The organism is Pseudomonas sp. EL_65y_Pfl1_R83 (assembly GCF_963970695.1).
Classification (GTDB): domain Bacteria; phylum Pseudomonadota; class Gammaproteobacteria; order Pseudomonadales; family Pseudomonadaceae; genus Aquipseudomonas; species Aquipseudomonas tritici.
Genome location: NZ_CAXAQI010000001.1, coordinates 440,809 through 455,155, shown reverse-complemented (window position 1 = coordinate 455,155; position 14,347 = coordinate 440,809). Strand labels below are relative to the sequence as shown.

The window sequence follows — 14,347 nt, the reverse complement described above, 5'->3', positions numbered from 1 at the left end:
AAGATCCAAATGTGGGAGCTGGCTTGCCTGCGATAGTGGTGAGTCAGGCAGCAAATGTACCGACTGAAACTCCGCCATCGCGGGCAAGCCCGCTCCCACAGAAAGTACTCCTCTTATCTGTTAGTTACCGGTGGCACTGCCCTGGGTAGTGTCATCACTCATGTCATAGCCATCACCATCACTGGTGCCGCTGTCACCTTCATTCTGATGCAGCACGCCACCGGTCTTCACCGTCGACTCTCGCAGCGTTGAATTGAGCGCCGAGCGCGGCAACGGGTTGCTGGTAGTGGTCGACAGTTCCTGACGGAACGGGTTGACCAGCTTGGCGTTCAGGCGAATATCCTGGGACGACGCCCCCACCGACAGGTTGAAACTGTCCGCATCCACCACCCATTGCTTGCTCGCCACGTCGTAGTAGGCCAGCGAGCGGTCGTTGAGCTCGATGGTTACGCGCTTGCTCTCGCCAGGCTTCAAGAACACCTTCTTGTAGCCCTTGAGTTCCTTGATGGCGCGCTCCACTTTCGGGTTGTTCTGGCCAACGTACAACTCGGCGACTTCGGCGCCTGCCACCTTGCCGGTGTTGGCCAGGTCGAAAGACACCTTGATCGGTGCACCGGCCACCGCCACCCCAGGGGTCACGCTGATGTTGCTGTAGCCGAAGGTGGTGTACGACAAGCCGTAACCGAACGGGTAGAGCGGCTTGATGCCTTTTTTCTCATAGCCGCGATAGCCCAGGAACAGGTCATCCTTGTAGCTCATTTCGGCCAGGGTTTCCTGGTTGTCGAATGTTGGAAAGGTCGCGTAGATCGGGTTGTCTTCGATGTTACGTTCGATGCTGATCGGCAACTTGGCCGACGGGTTGACCTTGCCCAGCAGGATCTCCGCCAAGGCCTGGCCACCGTTCTGCCCTGGGTAAAATGCATGCAGGGCCGCCGGCACCTGGTCGATCCAGTCGCTCATCTTCAAGCCAGTACCGCCGTGCAGGGTCACCACGGTATTCGGGTTGACCTTGGCGATGCTCTGGATCAGCAGGTTCTGGTACTCCGGCAAATCGAAGCTGTGGTCGAAGCCTTCACCCTCGTATTCGTTGCTGTTACCGGCGGCCACCAGCACGGCGTCGTACTGCGCCAAGTCTTTGGGCGCGACCAGCGAGGCCCAGCTCATTTGCACGCCGACCAGGCCGCCCATGGTCGAGAGGTAGCCGTTGCGACGCGAGTACTCCAGCTTGATATCGACGGCTTTGCCGGCCTCCAGGTTGACCTTGGCAAACACCGGGATGGTCGGCGGGATGTTGTTGTTTGGCAGCGGCTTGCCGTCGCCGTTATCGAGGACTTTCTTGCCGTTGACGTAGAGGCGCACCGCACCGTCGGCGCGGATCTTGAACACCTGTTCGCCGCTGACGGCCGGGGTGATCTGGCCGCTGTAGCGAATCGAAGTGGCGGCGGTGTCGCCACTCACCGGCAGGCTGTCGGTGGACCAGTCCAGGTCGACATGCGTGTCAGTGCGGCTGGCGGCCGGGTCACCGGACCAGTTGGCGTTGCTGAAGAACTCGGTTTTCAAGCCTTTGACGCTGTTGCCATTGCTGTCGGCATGGGTCCAGCTTGAGGTCGTCGGGTCCAGGGACAGCCCGTCGATAAACTCGACCTTGGCCCCCGGCGCCAGTTGCTGCAGGCCGCTCAGCTCACTGATGTAGTTAGCGGCCATCACGTTGGCGCTGCCAAAACCGGTGGGTGGTGCGTACTTGGCCAGGGTGCCGACCACGGCGATGCGCTTGACCTTTTTCGCGTCCAGCGGCAGTAGATTGTTCTGGTTTTTCAGCAGCACGATGCCTTCACGGGCGGCGTTCAGCGCGACGCGATTGCTGGTGGCGCTGTTCATGTTGTGGCGGGTCAGCGGTGCCTTGCTGTCGAACTTGTACAGGTAGATTTGCTTGAGAATGCGGCGCACCTTGTCATCGATGGTCGCGCTGCTCAGCTCACCGCTGTCCAGAAACGGCTTGAGGATGGTGCTGTTCATCTGGTAGCCCATCATGTCCAGGTCGGTGCCGGCCTGTGCCGCCGGCAAACCGCTGACCACAGCGTTGTAGTCACTCTGTACAAAGCCCGGGTAGCCCCATTCGGTTTTCAGAATGTCGCGCATCAGGTGCTTGTTCTGGCAGGCGAACTCGCCGTTTACCTGCTGGAACGCACACATCATCATCGCCACCTTGCTGTTTTTCGAGGCGGACTCGAAGGGTGGCAGGGTCATCTCGCGCAGGACGCGTTCGCTGATGATTTCATTGAGGTGGAAGCGGTTGCTTTCCTGGTCGTTGGCGGCGAAATGCTTGGCATTGGCCCACACCCCGCGTGACTGAATACCGTTGATCAACGCTGGTCCCAGGCTGGCGCCGAGGAACGGGTCTTCACCGGATAAATACTCGAACGCGCGGCCGCTGTACGGCATGCGGTACAGGTTCACGCCGGGGCCGGTGACGAACTGATAACCGCCGCTCGCAGTGTCATAGCCCAGGGCACGACCCAGGTCGATGGCGCGACGCGGGTTCCAGCTGGCGGCCAGGTTTGGCCCGGACGGATAGACCACGCCCTGTGCATTGCCTTCGCTGGTGTAGCGCACACCCACGCCGCCATCGGCGCCATGAATCTGCGGGATACCGTACTGGGTCAGCGGCTTGACATCCCAGCCACCGGTGCCGCCGATGTAGGCGAGTTTTTCTTCCAGGGTCATCTTGGCCAGGGTTTTGTCTGCGGCTTTTTCCGCCCGGCTCACACGCCCTTCATCCAGGGCAGGGCTGGTCGCCGCGTGCACCTGGGACACGGCGAGTGCCAGCAGGGCGAATGCCGACTGTGCACCGATCATTTTGCGTTTATTCATGGGGTCTCCGACAACTGTTCAGTAAACATGGCGCGCCGAGAAGTGCGGGTTGCTGTGCACGCTCGTCACTTTTTTCTGGGCAATAGTTGCCCGTGATCGCAATTTTTAACCGATGGCTAATTGCAACTATTTGGCGAATTACGCAGTTTTATAAGTGTAATAATTGTATTGGTTATTGTTGTGGGTAGTGTCTAAGCGATATCACGATATGGCATTTCGAACCGATAAAACCGCATAATTAAGGCAATTCTTGCGGTAATAAGTCAAACGAAAGCTAATTTTTGCGTTAAATAAGAAATAATTTCTTACGCTTTGGAACTTGCCTTAAACCTATCTGTCGATTGGTTTAATAAAATATGTCGTGGCATGGCTAACTAATGGCATTGCTCGGTAGTTCTAAAGTGCCATGTCTTATACAGGCTGTAATACACACTGCTTTGGTGTAGGGTCTTGATCGAGTTCAAGGCGCCACTTGGGCTATCTGCTGTTTTTGATCTGGAGAAAGTTAATGAAGATTTTCCTGCTGGGTGCCGTTGTTGCACTGAGCGTCGCGCTGAGTGGCGCGGCGATGGCGGTTGAGTCCACGGACGCTGATGCGACATCCGGGGCCACCGATTCCACGGTGCTGACCCAGGCCCACGACGCCAAGGCGGCAAAAAAACAGAAGGCTGAAACCACCAAGGGTGGTCGGCCGCTGAACAGCAGCCAGACGACCGCGCCGAAAACGTCCAACTGACCGGAAAACGCGGACCCTGTGGGAGCGGGCTTGCCCGCGATAGCGGTGTATCAGCCGGCACATTCGGCCCTGATCCACTGCCATCGCGGGCAAGCCCGCTGCCACAAGGGGTTTACACAGCCCTTTAGCACATCGCCCCTCAGATTTTTACCCATGTCCCAGCCCAGCCTTTCAACGCCCATCAATGCCTGCCAGCTGCATATCCCGAACACCGAACAGGTGTGCGCGTGGCTGATGCAACAGGCCGGCTTGAAAACCGTCGACCTGGAGCGCGCCCGGCGCCTGTCCCAGGAGGGCGGCGACGGCGAGTTGCTCGGCTTGTTGACGCGCCTGGGACTGGTCTCCGAAGCGGAATTGGCCCGCGCCTGGGCAGACTTGCTCGGCGCACCGCTGCTGCTGGCGGATGCCGCGCCGCCGCTGCTGGACCCTTTGCCGCAACTGACCGAGCGTTTCATGCGCCACTACCAGGTGGTGCCCGTGGGCTGGAGCCAGGGCGGCCTGAGGGTTCTGGCGGCGAACCCATCGCTGGTGTACCCGTTCCAGGCTGTGGCCTATGCCTGTGGTGTGCCGGTGTGGTTGGCCGTGGGTCCGCGCAATGAAGTCGAGACGCTGATCGAGCGCTACTACGGCCAGGGCCGCTCAGCCATGGGCACCCTGATCGAAAACCTCGATGAGCAGGGCGGTGCACTGGAAGACATCGAACACCTCAAGGACATGGCCTCCGAGGCGCCGGTGATTCGCCTGGTCAACCTGATCCTGCAGCGCGCGGTGGAACAGCGCGCCTCGGACATTCATATCGAGCCGTTCGAAAACCAGTTGAAGGTGCGCTATCGCATCGACGGCGTGCTGCACGAAGCCGAAGCGCCGCCGTCGAGTTCCTCTGCGGCGGTGATTTCGCGGGTGAAGATCATGGCGCGTCTGGACATTGCCGAGCGGCGCCTGCCGCAGGACGGGCGCATCATGCTGCGTATCCAGGGCAAGGAGCTGGACTTGCGCGTGTCCACGGTGCCCACCAGTTTTGGCGAGTCGGTGGTCATGCGCCTGCTCGACCGGCAGACCGTGCAGTTCGATTTCCAGAGCCTGGGCTTCGATGGCCAACGTCTGGAAACCTTCCTGGAAGTGCTCGAACGGCCCCACGGCATCCTGCTCGTCACCGGGCCCACAGGCTCGGGCAAGACCACCACGTTGTACACCGCGCTGTCGCGCCTCAACACCGCCGAGCGCAAGATCATCACGGTCGAAGACCCGGTGGAATACCAGCTTGAAGGCATCAACCAGATCCAGGTCAAACCCGCCATCGGCCTGGACTTTGCCGGCGCGCTGCGCTCCATCGTGCGTCAGGACCCGGACGTGATCATGATCGGTGAAATCCGCGACCTGGAAACCTGCCGCATCGCGATCCAGTCGTCCCTTACCGGCCACTTGGTGCTGTCGACCCTGCACACGAATAGCGCGGCGGCGAGTATTACGCGGCTGCTGGATATGGGCGTCGAGAGCTACCTGATCGCGTCGACGGTCAATGGCATCCTGGCCCAGCGTCTGGTGCGGCGCCTGGACCCGGCCACGCGCGAAGCCTTCGAAGCACCCGCGGAGTTGATCGCCGAACATGGCCTGGATCGGTTTACCGAGCAGCGCCCGATCATGCTCTATCGCCCCCGCGCCGATGCAGCGGGTGGTGGCTACCACGGCCGCAGTGCAATCACCGAACTGCTGGTGATGAACGACGAACTGCGCAGCCTGTTGATGCGCCAGGCCGACGCCGCCACCCTCGAACAGGCCGCCCGCCGTGGCGGCCTGCGGACCTTGCACGAAGAGGGCCTGCGCCAGGCCGTGGCGGGTGTCACCTCGCTGGAAGAAGTGCTGCGCGTCACTCGTGGGGAGGGCGCGTGAGCCTGTTCAAATACCGCGCCCTCGACAGCCAGGGCCAGGCGCAAAACGGCACCCTCGAAGCCAAGGACCATGCCGCTGCCGTCGCCGCCTTGCACAAGCGCGGATTGCTGCTGTTGCAGGTCGATGCGGCGGGGGGCCAGGGGCTGCGCAAGGCCTTTGGCCGTGGTCAGTTGAACGGCGCGGCACTGGTCAGTTTCACCCAGCAACTGGCCACGCTGTTGGGCGCCGGCCAACCGTTGGAGCGCTCGTTGGGCATCCTGCTCAAGCAGCCTGGCCAGCCGCAGACCCGTGCGTTGATCGAGCGCATCCGCGAACACGTCAAGGCCGGCCAACCGTTATCCAAGGCGCTGGAGGAGGAGGGCGGCCAGTTCTCGCCGTTGTACCTGAGTATGGTGCGTGCGGGTGAGGCGGGCGGCGCGCTGGAGGACACCCTGCGCCAGCTCAGCGATTACCTGGAGCGTAGCCAGTTGCTCAGGGGCGAGGTGATCAACGCCTTGATCTACCCGGCCTTCCTGGTGGTGGGCGTGCTCGGTTCGCTGGCCCTGTTGCTGGCCTACGTGGTGCCGCAGTTTGTGCCGATCTTCAAGGACCTGGGCGTGCCGATTCCACTGATCACTGAAGTGATTCTGGCGCTTGGCCAATTCCTCGGTGCCTATGGCCTGGCGGTGTTGGCCGGTTTGATCGTGACGATCTGGATACTCGCCGCCCGCCTGCGCGACCCGCAGCGCCGCGAAAAATACGACCGCCGCGTGTTGGGCATTCGCATCATCGGCCCGCTGCTGCAACGGGTCGAAGCCGCGCGACTGGCCCGCACCCTTGGCACCTTGCTCAGCAACGGTGTGGCCCTGCTGCAAGCCTTGGTGATCGCCCGGCAGGTTTGCACCAACCGTGCGCTGCAAGCGCAAGTCGCCCAGGCTGCCGAGTCGGTGAAGGGCGGCGGCACCCTGGCGAGTGCCTTCGGCAGCGAGCCGCTGCTGCCCGATCTGGCCTTGCAAATGATTGAAGTCGGCGAACAGGCCGGTGAACTCGACAGCATGCTGCTCAAGGTCGCCGACGTGTTCGACGTCGAAGCCAAGCGCGGCATCGACCGCCTGCTGGCCGCCCTCGTGCCGTCCCTGACCGTGGTCATGGCGGTGCTGGTGGCGGTGATCATGCTGGCGATCATGCTGCCGCTGATGAGCTTGACCAGCAATATATGAACCCTTGAGGATTGCACCTATGCGCCATACCCGATTCAAACCCGCCCGCCGCCAGGGCGGTTTTACCTTGCTGGAAATGCTCGCGGTGATCGTGCTGCTGGGCATCGTCGCGACCATCGTGGTGCGCCAGGTCGGCGGCAATGTGGACAAGGGCAAATACGGCGCGGGCAAGGCGCAACTCGCCAGCCTGAGCATGAAGATCGAAAGCTATGGCCTGGACGTCGGCTCGCCGCCCAAGAACCTGCAGCAATTGGTCGACAAACCCGGCAACAGCGCCGGCTGGGCAGGGCCGTACGCCAAGCCGTCAGACCTCAAAGACCCGTTCGGCCATGCCTTCGGCTACCGCTTCCCCGGTGAACATGGCGCCTTTGACCTGATCTTCTATGGCCAGGACGGCCAACCCGGCGGCGAAGGCTACAGCGCCGACCTGGGCAACTGGGAATAACCCGCGACCATGATCAGCCCCCAACGCGGCTTTACTCTGCTGGAAATGCTGGTGGTGATCGTTTTGATCAGCATCGCGGCCGGGTTGGTGGGGGTTGGCCTGCAACAAGGCCTGCGTGCGGCGAAAGAGCGTCAGGCCGTGGGGCAGATGGTCGAGGCGCTGCGCGCCACGCGGGCGCGGGCGATTGTCAGCGGCAGTACCGAAAAAACGCTGTTCGACCTGCCCGCGTTGAGCTTCCAGGCGCCGGGTCGACCGTTGAAACACTGGCCGGCCGACCTGCAAGTGACCCTGCACACCGCCGAGCACGCAGGCTCTGCTGTGGAGTTCTACCCCGATGGCAGCTCCACCGGCGGCAACCTGCTGCTGGCCAATGGCAGCCGGCGTTGGCGCATCGATATCGGCTGGCTGACCGGCAGCGTGCAGTCCAAGGCGCTGCCATGAAGCACCAGGGCGGTTTCACGTTGCTGGAGATGCTCGCCGCGCTGACGCTCATGGCGATCTGCAGCAGCGTGCTGCTGGTTGCGTTCGGCCAGAGCGCGCGGTCGCTGTTGCAGGTTGCGCACAGCGACCGACTCACCCACGCCGCCGTCAGCGTGCTGGACCAGGAAGCCGCTGGGCCGTTGGCCAGTGGTGTGCGCTACGGCGATCTGGACGGCGTCGCCTGGCAATTGCGTATTGCCCAGCAGCCCACCCGTATCGGCCAGCCACAGCTGTTTCGGCTCGACCTCAGCGTCCGTGAAGGCCCGCGCCACGCCAGTTTCAGTACCTTGAAACTGCGCGCAGCCCGCGACAAGGCCGGCCTGTGACGCCGCGTCAGCAGGGCTTCACCTTGCTCGAGATCATGATCGTGCTGAGCTTGCTGGGCGTCTTGCTGGTGCTCGTCGGCGGCGCGTTGCTGGGGGCCAATCGTGCGGTGCTCAAGGCGCAGCGCTACACGGTCAGCCTGGATGAAATGCGCGCCGCGCAGCAGTTTTTGCGTACCTCCATCAGCGAGGCGTTGCCCTTGGACGTGACCGAGGACGACAGCCAGACCGATGGGTTTTTCGCCGGTGGCCCGCAGCGCATGCAGTTTGTCGCCACCTTGCCCGGCGTGCTTGGTGGCGGGATCCAGCGCTTCACCTTGCAGTTGGCCGGCGCCGAGGCGCAGCGCGATTTACAGGTGGCGTTCGCGCAGTTTGAGTCTGCGGCGCACGTCAGCGTGCCGGCCTCACGCAGTGAGCCGCAGGTGTTATTGAGGGGGGTCGAGAACCTGCAATTCAGCTACCGCGGCCTGTCGCCCAAGGGCCAGGCCACCGGCTGGATCAGCGAGTGGCCGTGGACCAAGCGCTTGCCTTATGCGGTGCGCATCGAGGCCCGTGTGAATGGACCGGTGCCCTGGGTGACCCAGGTGGTTGCGTTGCGTTTGAACCTGTCGGGCGGGGCACCGGAATGATCAGGCATCAGCGTGGCGTGGCCCTGTTGCTGGTGCTGTGGGTGCTGGCGTTGCTCAGCCTGTTGCTGGGCGGCCTGGCCGGCTGGGTGCAACTGGAAACGCGCCAGGCCGCCTGGCATCGCCAGCACACGCAGGCCGTGTTGGCCGCCGAGGCAGGCGTGGCGCTTGCGATGCAAGGGCTGGCCGACCCGATGCAACGTAAGCAGTGGGTGGCCGACGGGCGAGAAATCCCGCTGGCGTTTGACGATGCACAGCTGCACGTGAGCCTGCACAGCGAGCGCGGAAAGTTGTACTTGAACAGCGCCGAGGTCGCCGACTTCGCCCGTCTGGCCCTGGCCTGCGGCGCCACCCAAGCCCAGGCCAGCCAGCTCGCCAGGGACTTGGAAGTGCGGCGCAACCAGGGCCTGGCGCCGTTTCGGGTAGTCGAAGAACTGCGGCAACTGCCGGGCATGACCCAGGCCCTGTACAGCGCACTGGTGCCCGAGATCAGCCTGTGGAGCGGCCTGGATCGGCCCGATCCGGCGTTCTCCAGTGCCTTGATGCGCCGCGCGCTGAACCTGCCGCGCCAGAGCGCGATAGGGGCCGACCCCGGCGAAGTGCTGGTGGTCAGCAGCCGTGCGCAACGGCCCGGCGGCTACCACGCCCGGTTGCAAGCCACGGTGTTATTGAGCCCCGCGCAAGGCAGCGCACAACCTTATCGAGTCCTACGTTGGCAAGAATGAACGAACCCTTAACCGCACGGCTTCAATGGCTGACGGAGCCCATCACCCAACGCTGGCGCGGCAGCCTGATGCAACTGGGCTGGCGCCTGTGGCTCAAGGAACTGCGTGGCTGCCTGCCGGCGTGGCTGTCGCTGCAAGACATTCCCGAGCACCGCTATCGCTGGCCGTTGACCGCACCCGTGGCAAAACCCGCTGGCGAAGCGCGCCAGGTGTTGCTGCTGGCACCCGATGCGGTGCTGGTGCAAACCCTGCAATTGCCCCCGGCGGCGGCGCGCAACCTGGCCACGGTGGTCGGCTATGAGCTAGACCGCTTTACTCCGTTTGACGCCGCCCAACTGTACTTTGTCGTGCGCCAGGAACGCCGCACACCCACGCACGTGCACGTCACGCTGGTGGCGATCCTGCGCGAGCGCCTGGACCCGATTCTCAACGAGTGTGCGGCCCTCGGATTGCACCCCCATGCGGTGGATGTGGACACTGGCGCAGGCACACCCATGGGCATCGACTTGCTGCCGGCACCCTTGCGACCGCGCCAGCGCCCACAAGGCAAAGGCTTGCAGCGCAGCCTGCCGTGGCTGTGCGGAGCCTTACTGATTGCCGCGATGCTGCTGTGGCTCAACGATCGCCAGCGCGTGCTCGATGCCATGCAGCACAGCGTGCGCGAGCAGAAAGCCCAGGTTGCCGAGGTCCACGCCCTGCGCCAGCAACTGCTCACTACTCGTGGTGCGGCGCAGTACCTGATCCGCCGCAAGGCAGCCCAACCGCCGTTGTCGGCGCTGCTCAACGAGCTGACCGCTTGCCTGCCATCCGACACCTGGATCGACCAGTTGGAGGTCAATGATGGCGCCGACGTGTCCTTCTCCGGGCAAAGCGCCAAGGCCAGTGCCTTGATCACGCGGATCAAGGGCTGCCACAGCCTGGAAAACGCCCAGTTCGAAGGGGTGATTCAACCCGATGCGCAAACCGGCAAGGATCAGTTTTCCTTGCGCGCCCACCTGCACCAGGAGGCCGCCGATGCGCCGACCACTGACACCCCGTGAACGCCGTGGCGCCGCCCTGATCGGCCTGGCCCTGGTGCTTGGCGTGGGTTATTGGCTGTTGATCGACAGCTGGTTCGCCGGCCCCTTGCGCGACATGGGCGAGGAGGCCGAGCAGCTACGTGAGCAACAACAACGCTACGCCGGTGTGTTGCGCCAGGGCGATGGCCTGCGCCAACAGCTTGAGCTCGCACGGCAGGACCCGGCCAGCAGCACCAGTCTGTTGCCCGGCGATGACCCCAGCGCAGTCGCGGCCGACCTGATGCAACGCATCGCCGACCTGATCAACAGCCGCGCCGGCCTCGGTGGCGGCTGCAGCCTGACCCAGCGCATGCCCATCACCCCGGAGCAGGATGACGCCGAGCCGTATCGCCAGGTCAAAGTCAGCCTGACCCTCAACTGCGCCATCGAACCCTTGACCGCGATCCTGCATGAACTGGAGTACCAGCGGCCGTTCCTGTTTGTCGATGAGATGAGTATCCGCCGCCCGCCCAACGCACCCGCCAGTGGCGGTGCCGGCCAGCTGATTGTACATTTGCTGGTTCGCGGCTACCTGCAGCCGCCCGCCGCACAGCAGGTGCGTCGATGATCCCTGCATTGCGTCCTCTGGAATGGCTATTGCTCTGCGTGGCCGCGCTGCTGGGCCTGTTGATGGTTGGCATCCTCAGCAGCATTGGCGATGCGCCGCAGTGGTTGTCGACGCCTGATCCCGATGCGCGCGCCAACACCTCGGCCAACGCGCTGGTGGCCCCGAGTGCGACCCTGGAAAGCCTCGCCGGCACCTGGCAAGCCCCTTTGTTCAGCCCCGACCGCAGCCCTGATCGTGCGGTCGGCCAGGCCGCCGTCTCCAGCTTGGCGAGCCTGACGCTGACCGGCATCGTCCTGAAGGGCAACCTGCGCGTTGCACTGCTCAAACGCAGCGACGGCCCGCCGCTGAAAGTCCACCAGGACCAGACCCTGCCCAACGGCTGGCGCCTGGAACAACTGACACCCCGCGAAGCGCGCTTTGTGCTTGACGGCCGCACGCAGACCCTGAGCCTGCGCGCGCCGCGTTTGCCCGCGCCGTCCACGACACCCCCGATTACCCTTCCTCACGAGTCCGCCCCTTGATCGATTCCTTCCCCGGCGCTTTGCGCACCACCGTGTTTTGCCTGGCTACCGCCGTTTCCATAGGTGGCTGCGGGACATTTCCTGAGCATCTCGACCCGGACGAAGCCCTGTTGCATGAGGCGATGCAAGGCACCGGTTCGCAACGCCCGCCAGTGGACCCGGCCAGCGAACAGCCCCCGGTCGACAGCGGCCAACCCCAGGCGAAGACACCCCCTCAACGCCAGTTGATTCGCGGCAATCAGCAGTTCGTGCGCGCGCCGGCAGCAGCGCCGGCAATCAAGGAGCAGGGCAGCGGTGACATCGTGTTCAACTTCGCCGACCAGCCGATCGAGGCGGTGATCAACAGCGTGATGGGCGACCTGCTGCACGAAAACTACAGCATCGCCCAGGGTGTGAAAGGCAACGTCAGCTTTTCCACCTCCAAACCGGTGAACAAGCAGCAGGCCTTGTCGATTCTGGAAACCCTGTTGTCGTGGACCGACAACGCGATGATCAAGCAAGGCAACCGCTATGTGATCCTGCCCGCCAACCAGGCGGTGGCGGGCAAGCTGGTGCCAGAGATGCGCGTGTCTCAACCCTCCAGCGGCCTGTCGGCGCGGCTGTTTCCGCTTCGTTACATCTCGGCCACCGAGATGCAGAAACTGCTCAAGCCGTTCGCCCGCGAGAATGCATTCTTGCTGGTCGACCCGGCGCGCAATGTGCTGAGCCTGGCCGGTACTCCAGAGGAATTGGCCAATTACCAGGACACCATCGACACCTTTGATGTGGACTGGCTCAAGGGCATGTCGGTGGGCGTGTTCGGCCTGCAACGTGCTTCGGTGGCCGAGTTGATGCCCGAGTTGCAAAAGATGTTCGGCCCCGACAGCGGCATGCCTCTGGCGGGCATGGTGCGGTTCCTGCCGATAGAGCGCACCAACTCGGTGGTCGCGATCTCTTCACAGCCGCAGTACCTCAGTGAAGTGGGCGACTGGATTCACACCATCGATGAAGGCGGCGGCAACGAGCCGCAGATGTACGTCTACGATGTGCGCAATATGAAGGCCACCGACCTCGCCAAGTACCTGCGACAGATCTACGGCACGGGCGCGATCAAGGATGACACCCCGGCCAAAGTTGCCCCCGGTTTACGCACGGCGACCCTGTCTTCGCCGGGCACTAACAGCACGTCCGGCAGCACGCCTGGCGGCCTGAGTAACACCCTGAATAACAGCCAGCCCGCTGCTGATGACGGGGATCAGGAACCGCAAGCCGAGCAGGACAGCGCCGAGCAGGGCATGAGCGAAGACGCTCCGGCCAAAAGCCTCGACGCCGGCACCCGCATCACCGCGCAGAAAAGCAGTAACCAACTGCTGGTACGCACGCGCCCGGTGCAGTGGAAAGAGATCGAATCGGCGATCAAACGCCTCGACAACCCGCCGCTGCAAGTACAGATCGAGACGCGCATCCTCGAAGTCAAACTCACCGGCGAACTGGACCTTGGCGTGCAGTGGTACCTGGGCCGCCTGGCCGGCAATTCCACCAGCACCACCGTGGGCAACACTGCCGGCAGCCAGGGCGCCCTTGGCGGTGGCGGCGCGGGCCTGGGGGCAGCGGACTCGTTGTTCTACTCCTTCGTCAGCTCCAACCTGCAAGTCGCCTTGCACGCCCTCGAAACCAACGGCCGCACCCAAGTGCTGTCGGCGCCGTCGCTGGTGGTGATGAACAACCAGCCGGCGCAGATTCAGGTGGGCGACAACATTCCCATCAGCCAGACCACGGTCAACACCGGCACCTCCGACACCACCTTGAGCAGCGTTGAATATGTGCAGACCGGGGTGATCCTCGACGTCGTGCCGCGGATCAATCCGGGTGGTCTGGTGTACATGGATATCCAGCAGCAGGTCAGTGATGCCCAGGACCCGTCGACCAGTAATGACACACAAACCAACCCGCGTATTTCAACGCGCTCGGTGTCGACCCAAGTCGCGGTGCAGAGTGGGCAGACGGTGTTGCTGGGCGGGCTGATCAAACAGGACAACGCGCAGAGTGTCAGTGCGGTGCCTTATCTTGGAAAGATTCCGGGGTTGCGCTGGTTGTTTGGGAATACCAGCAAGTCCAAGGACCGTACCGAGCTGATCGTGTTGATCACGCCGAGGGTGATCACCAGCAGCAGCCAGGCGCGGCAGGTCACGGATGATTATCGGCAGCAGATGCAGTTGCTTCGGCCAGCTCAATAAGTCACGCCTAACACGCTAAAAATACGGGCGCGGGATTACCCGCGCGCCGAATTTTCATTTGCGTATGGCCTTATTGTTTCAATCACAGAACAACGGATTGATCGACGGGGCAAAATATGCACTTGGCTCCCGTTATTTTTCTGAGAAAAATCCTACAGATAGGTGGGATTTTTCATTCTTCCAGTCCGTACTTTTCCTCCTAGGATGGCGCGCTCGTTTGATCGCAAGCGAGACGGCAAGGGCCGCTCCATCGGTCCTGCAGCCATAAGAACATGCTTAGGAGTCAACACATGAAGATGACCAGTGTGAGCAAACGCCTGCGCCGCTCGGCCTGGGCCGTGATCGTCGCCGGTGCATTGGCAGGCTGTGCTACGCCGCAGCCGCCTGCGGCAAAAATCTCCCTGGCGCGTGATTCGGTTGGGCGCGCCCTGGCAGCGCAAGCGACCCAGTTCGCCCCGCTGGAGATGAAAACTGCCCAGGACAAACTGGCACGCATGGAGCAAGCCATCGGCGAAAAAAATTACATCCAGGTCGACGCCTTGGCCGATCAGATCGAAGCCGATGCCGGCCTGGCCGAAGCCAAGGCCACTGCGGTGCGTAAACAACAAGTCTTGAAGCAGGCGCGGGAGGGCATCCAGGTGCTCAAACAGGAAATGCTCAACGCCCCCGCGACTACCCACTGAGGATCT

At 62.9% G+C, this 14,347-nt stretch carries 14 protein-coding genes; 13 read left to right on the top strand and 1 reads right to left on the bottom strand.

The features are described from left to right. Positions 1 to 120: 120 nt before the first annotated feature. A complete protein-coding gene (locus AACY08_RS02090) occupies positions 121 to 2,871 on the bottom strand; it encodes a beta-glucosidase (RefSeq protein ID WP_339467688.1) in 2,751 nt (916 codons plus the stop codon). A gap of 508 nt (positions 2,872 to 3,379) precedes the next feature. On the opposite strand from AACY08_RS02090, the gene AACY08_RS02085 reads away from it, so the two are divergent. From AACY08_RS02085 to AACY08_RS02025, 13 genes are all read left to right on the top strand, one after another. Next, positions 3,380 to 3,607 carry a hypothetical protein gene (locus tag AACY08_RS02085; protein ID WP_339467686.1) on the top strand — a complete coding sequence of 76 codons (228 nt, stop codon included), beginning with the start codon at positions 3,380 to 3,382 and terminating at the stop codon, positions 3,605 to 3,607. A 153-nt stretch (positions 3,608 to 3,760) separates the two neighbouring features. Continuing rightward, positions 3,761 to 5,497, top strand: coding sequence for a type II secretion system ATPase GspE (gspE, locus tag AACY08_RS02080; protein ID WP_339467685.1), 1,737 nt, complete (start codon positions 3,761 to 3,763; stop codon positions 5,495 to 5,497). Then, positions 5,494 to 6,696, top strand: a complete 1,203-nt coding sequence (gene gspF / locus AACY08_RS02075) for a type II secretion system inner membrane protein GspF (protein ID WP_339467684.1) — start codon at positions 5,494 to 5,496, stop codon at positions 6,694 to 6,696. The genes gspE and gspF overlap by 4 nt, the downstream gene beginning before the upstream one ends. A 19-nt stretch (positions 6,697 to 6,715) precedes the next feature. Next, positions 6,716 to 7,141 (top strand): type II secretion system major pseudopilin GspG, encoded by a 426-nt coding sequence (gene gspG, locus AACY08_RS02070; protein ID WP_339467682.1) that lies wholly within the window; start codon positions 6,716 to 6,718, stop codon positions 7,139 to 7,141. 9 nt (positions 7,142 to 7,150) lie between these two features. Then, the gene (locus AACY08_RS02065; protein WP_339467680.1) at positions 7,151 to 7,582 is read left to right on the top strand and encodes a type II secretion system protein; all 432 of its coding nucleotides are present in this window, start codon (positions 7,151 to 7,153) and stop codon (positions 7,580 to 7,582) included. Next, the gene (locus AACY08_RS02060) at positions 7,579 to 7,947 is read left to right on the top strand and encodes a type II secretion system protein (RefSeq protein ID WP_339467678.1); all 369 of its coding nucleotides are present in this window, start codon (positions 7,579 to 7,581) and stop codon (positions 7,945 to 7,947) included. The genes AACY08_RS02065 and AACY08_RS02060 overlap by 4 nt, the downstream gene beginning before the upstream one ends. Further along, positions 7,944 to 8,573: a prepilin-type N-terminal cleavage/methylation domain-containing protein gene (locus AACY08_RS02055; RefSeq protein WP_339467676.1), complete on the top strand. Its 630-nt coding sequence runs from the start codon at positions 7,944 to 7,946 to the stop codon at positions 8,571 to 8,573. Before AACY08_RS02060 ends, AACY08_RS02055 begins: the two co-directional genes overlap by 4 nt. Beyond that, positions 8,570 to 9,295, top strand: a complete 726-nt coding sequence (locus tag AACY08_RS02050; RefSeq protein ID WP_339467674.1) for a type II secretion system minor pseudopilin GspK — start codon at positions 8,570 to 8,572, stop codon at positions 9,293 to 9,295. Before AACY08_RS02055 ends, AACY08_RS02050 begins: the two co-directional genes overlap by 4 nt. Continuing rightward, a complete protein-coding gene (locus AACY08_RS02045; protein ID WP_339467672.1) occupies positions 9,292 to 10,335 on the top strand; it encodes a type II secretion system protein GspL in 1,044 nt (347 codons plus the stop codon). The genes AACY08_RS02050 and AACY08_RS02045 overlap by 4 nt, the downstream gene beginning before the upstream one ends. Then, the gene (gene gspM, locus AACY08_RS02040; protein ID WP_339420954.1) at positions 10,310 to 10,921 is read left to right on the top strand and encodes a type II secretion system protein GspM; all 612 of its coding nucleotides are present in this window, start codon (positions 10,310 to 10,312) and stop codon (positions 10,919 to 10,921) included. Before AACY08_RS02045 ends, gspM begins: the two co-directional genes overlap by 26 nt. Then, on the top strand, positions 10,918 to 11,442 hold the full coding sequence (locus AACY08_RS02035) for a hypothetical protein (protein ID WP_339467670.1): 525 nt from the start codon (positions 10,918 to 10,920) through the stop codon (positions 11,440 to 11,442). The genes gspM and AACY08_RS02035 overlap by 4 nt, the downstream gene beginning before the upstream one ends. Then, positions 11,439 to 13,658, top strand: coding sequence for a type II secretion system secretin GspD (gene gspD / locus AACY08_RS02030; RefSeq protein WP_339467668.1), 2,220 nt, complete (start codon positions 11,439 to 11,441; stop codon positions 13,656 to 13,658). Before AACY08_RS02035 ends, gspD begins: the two co-directional genes overlap by 4 nt. A 290-nt stretch (positions 13,659 to 13,948) precedes the next feature. Further along, positions 13,949 to 14,341 (top strand): DUF4398 domain-containing protein, encoded by a 393-nt coding sequence (locus AACY08_RS02025; RefSeq protein ID WP_339420951.1) that lies wholly within the window; start codon positions 13,949 to 13,951, stop codon positions 14,339 to 14,341. Positions 14,342 to 14,347 lie beyond the last annotated feature (6 nt).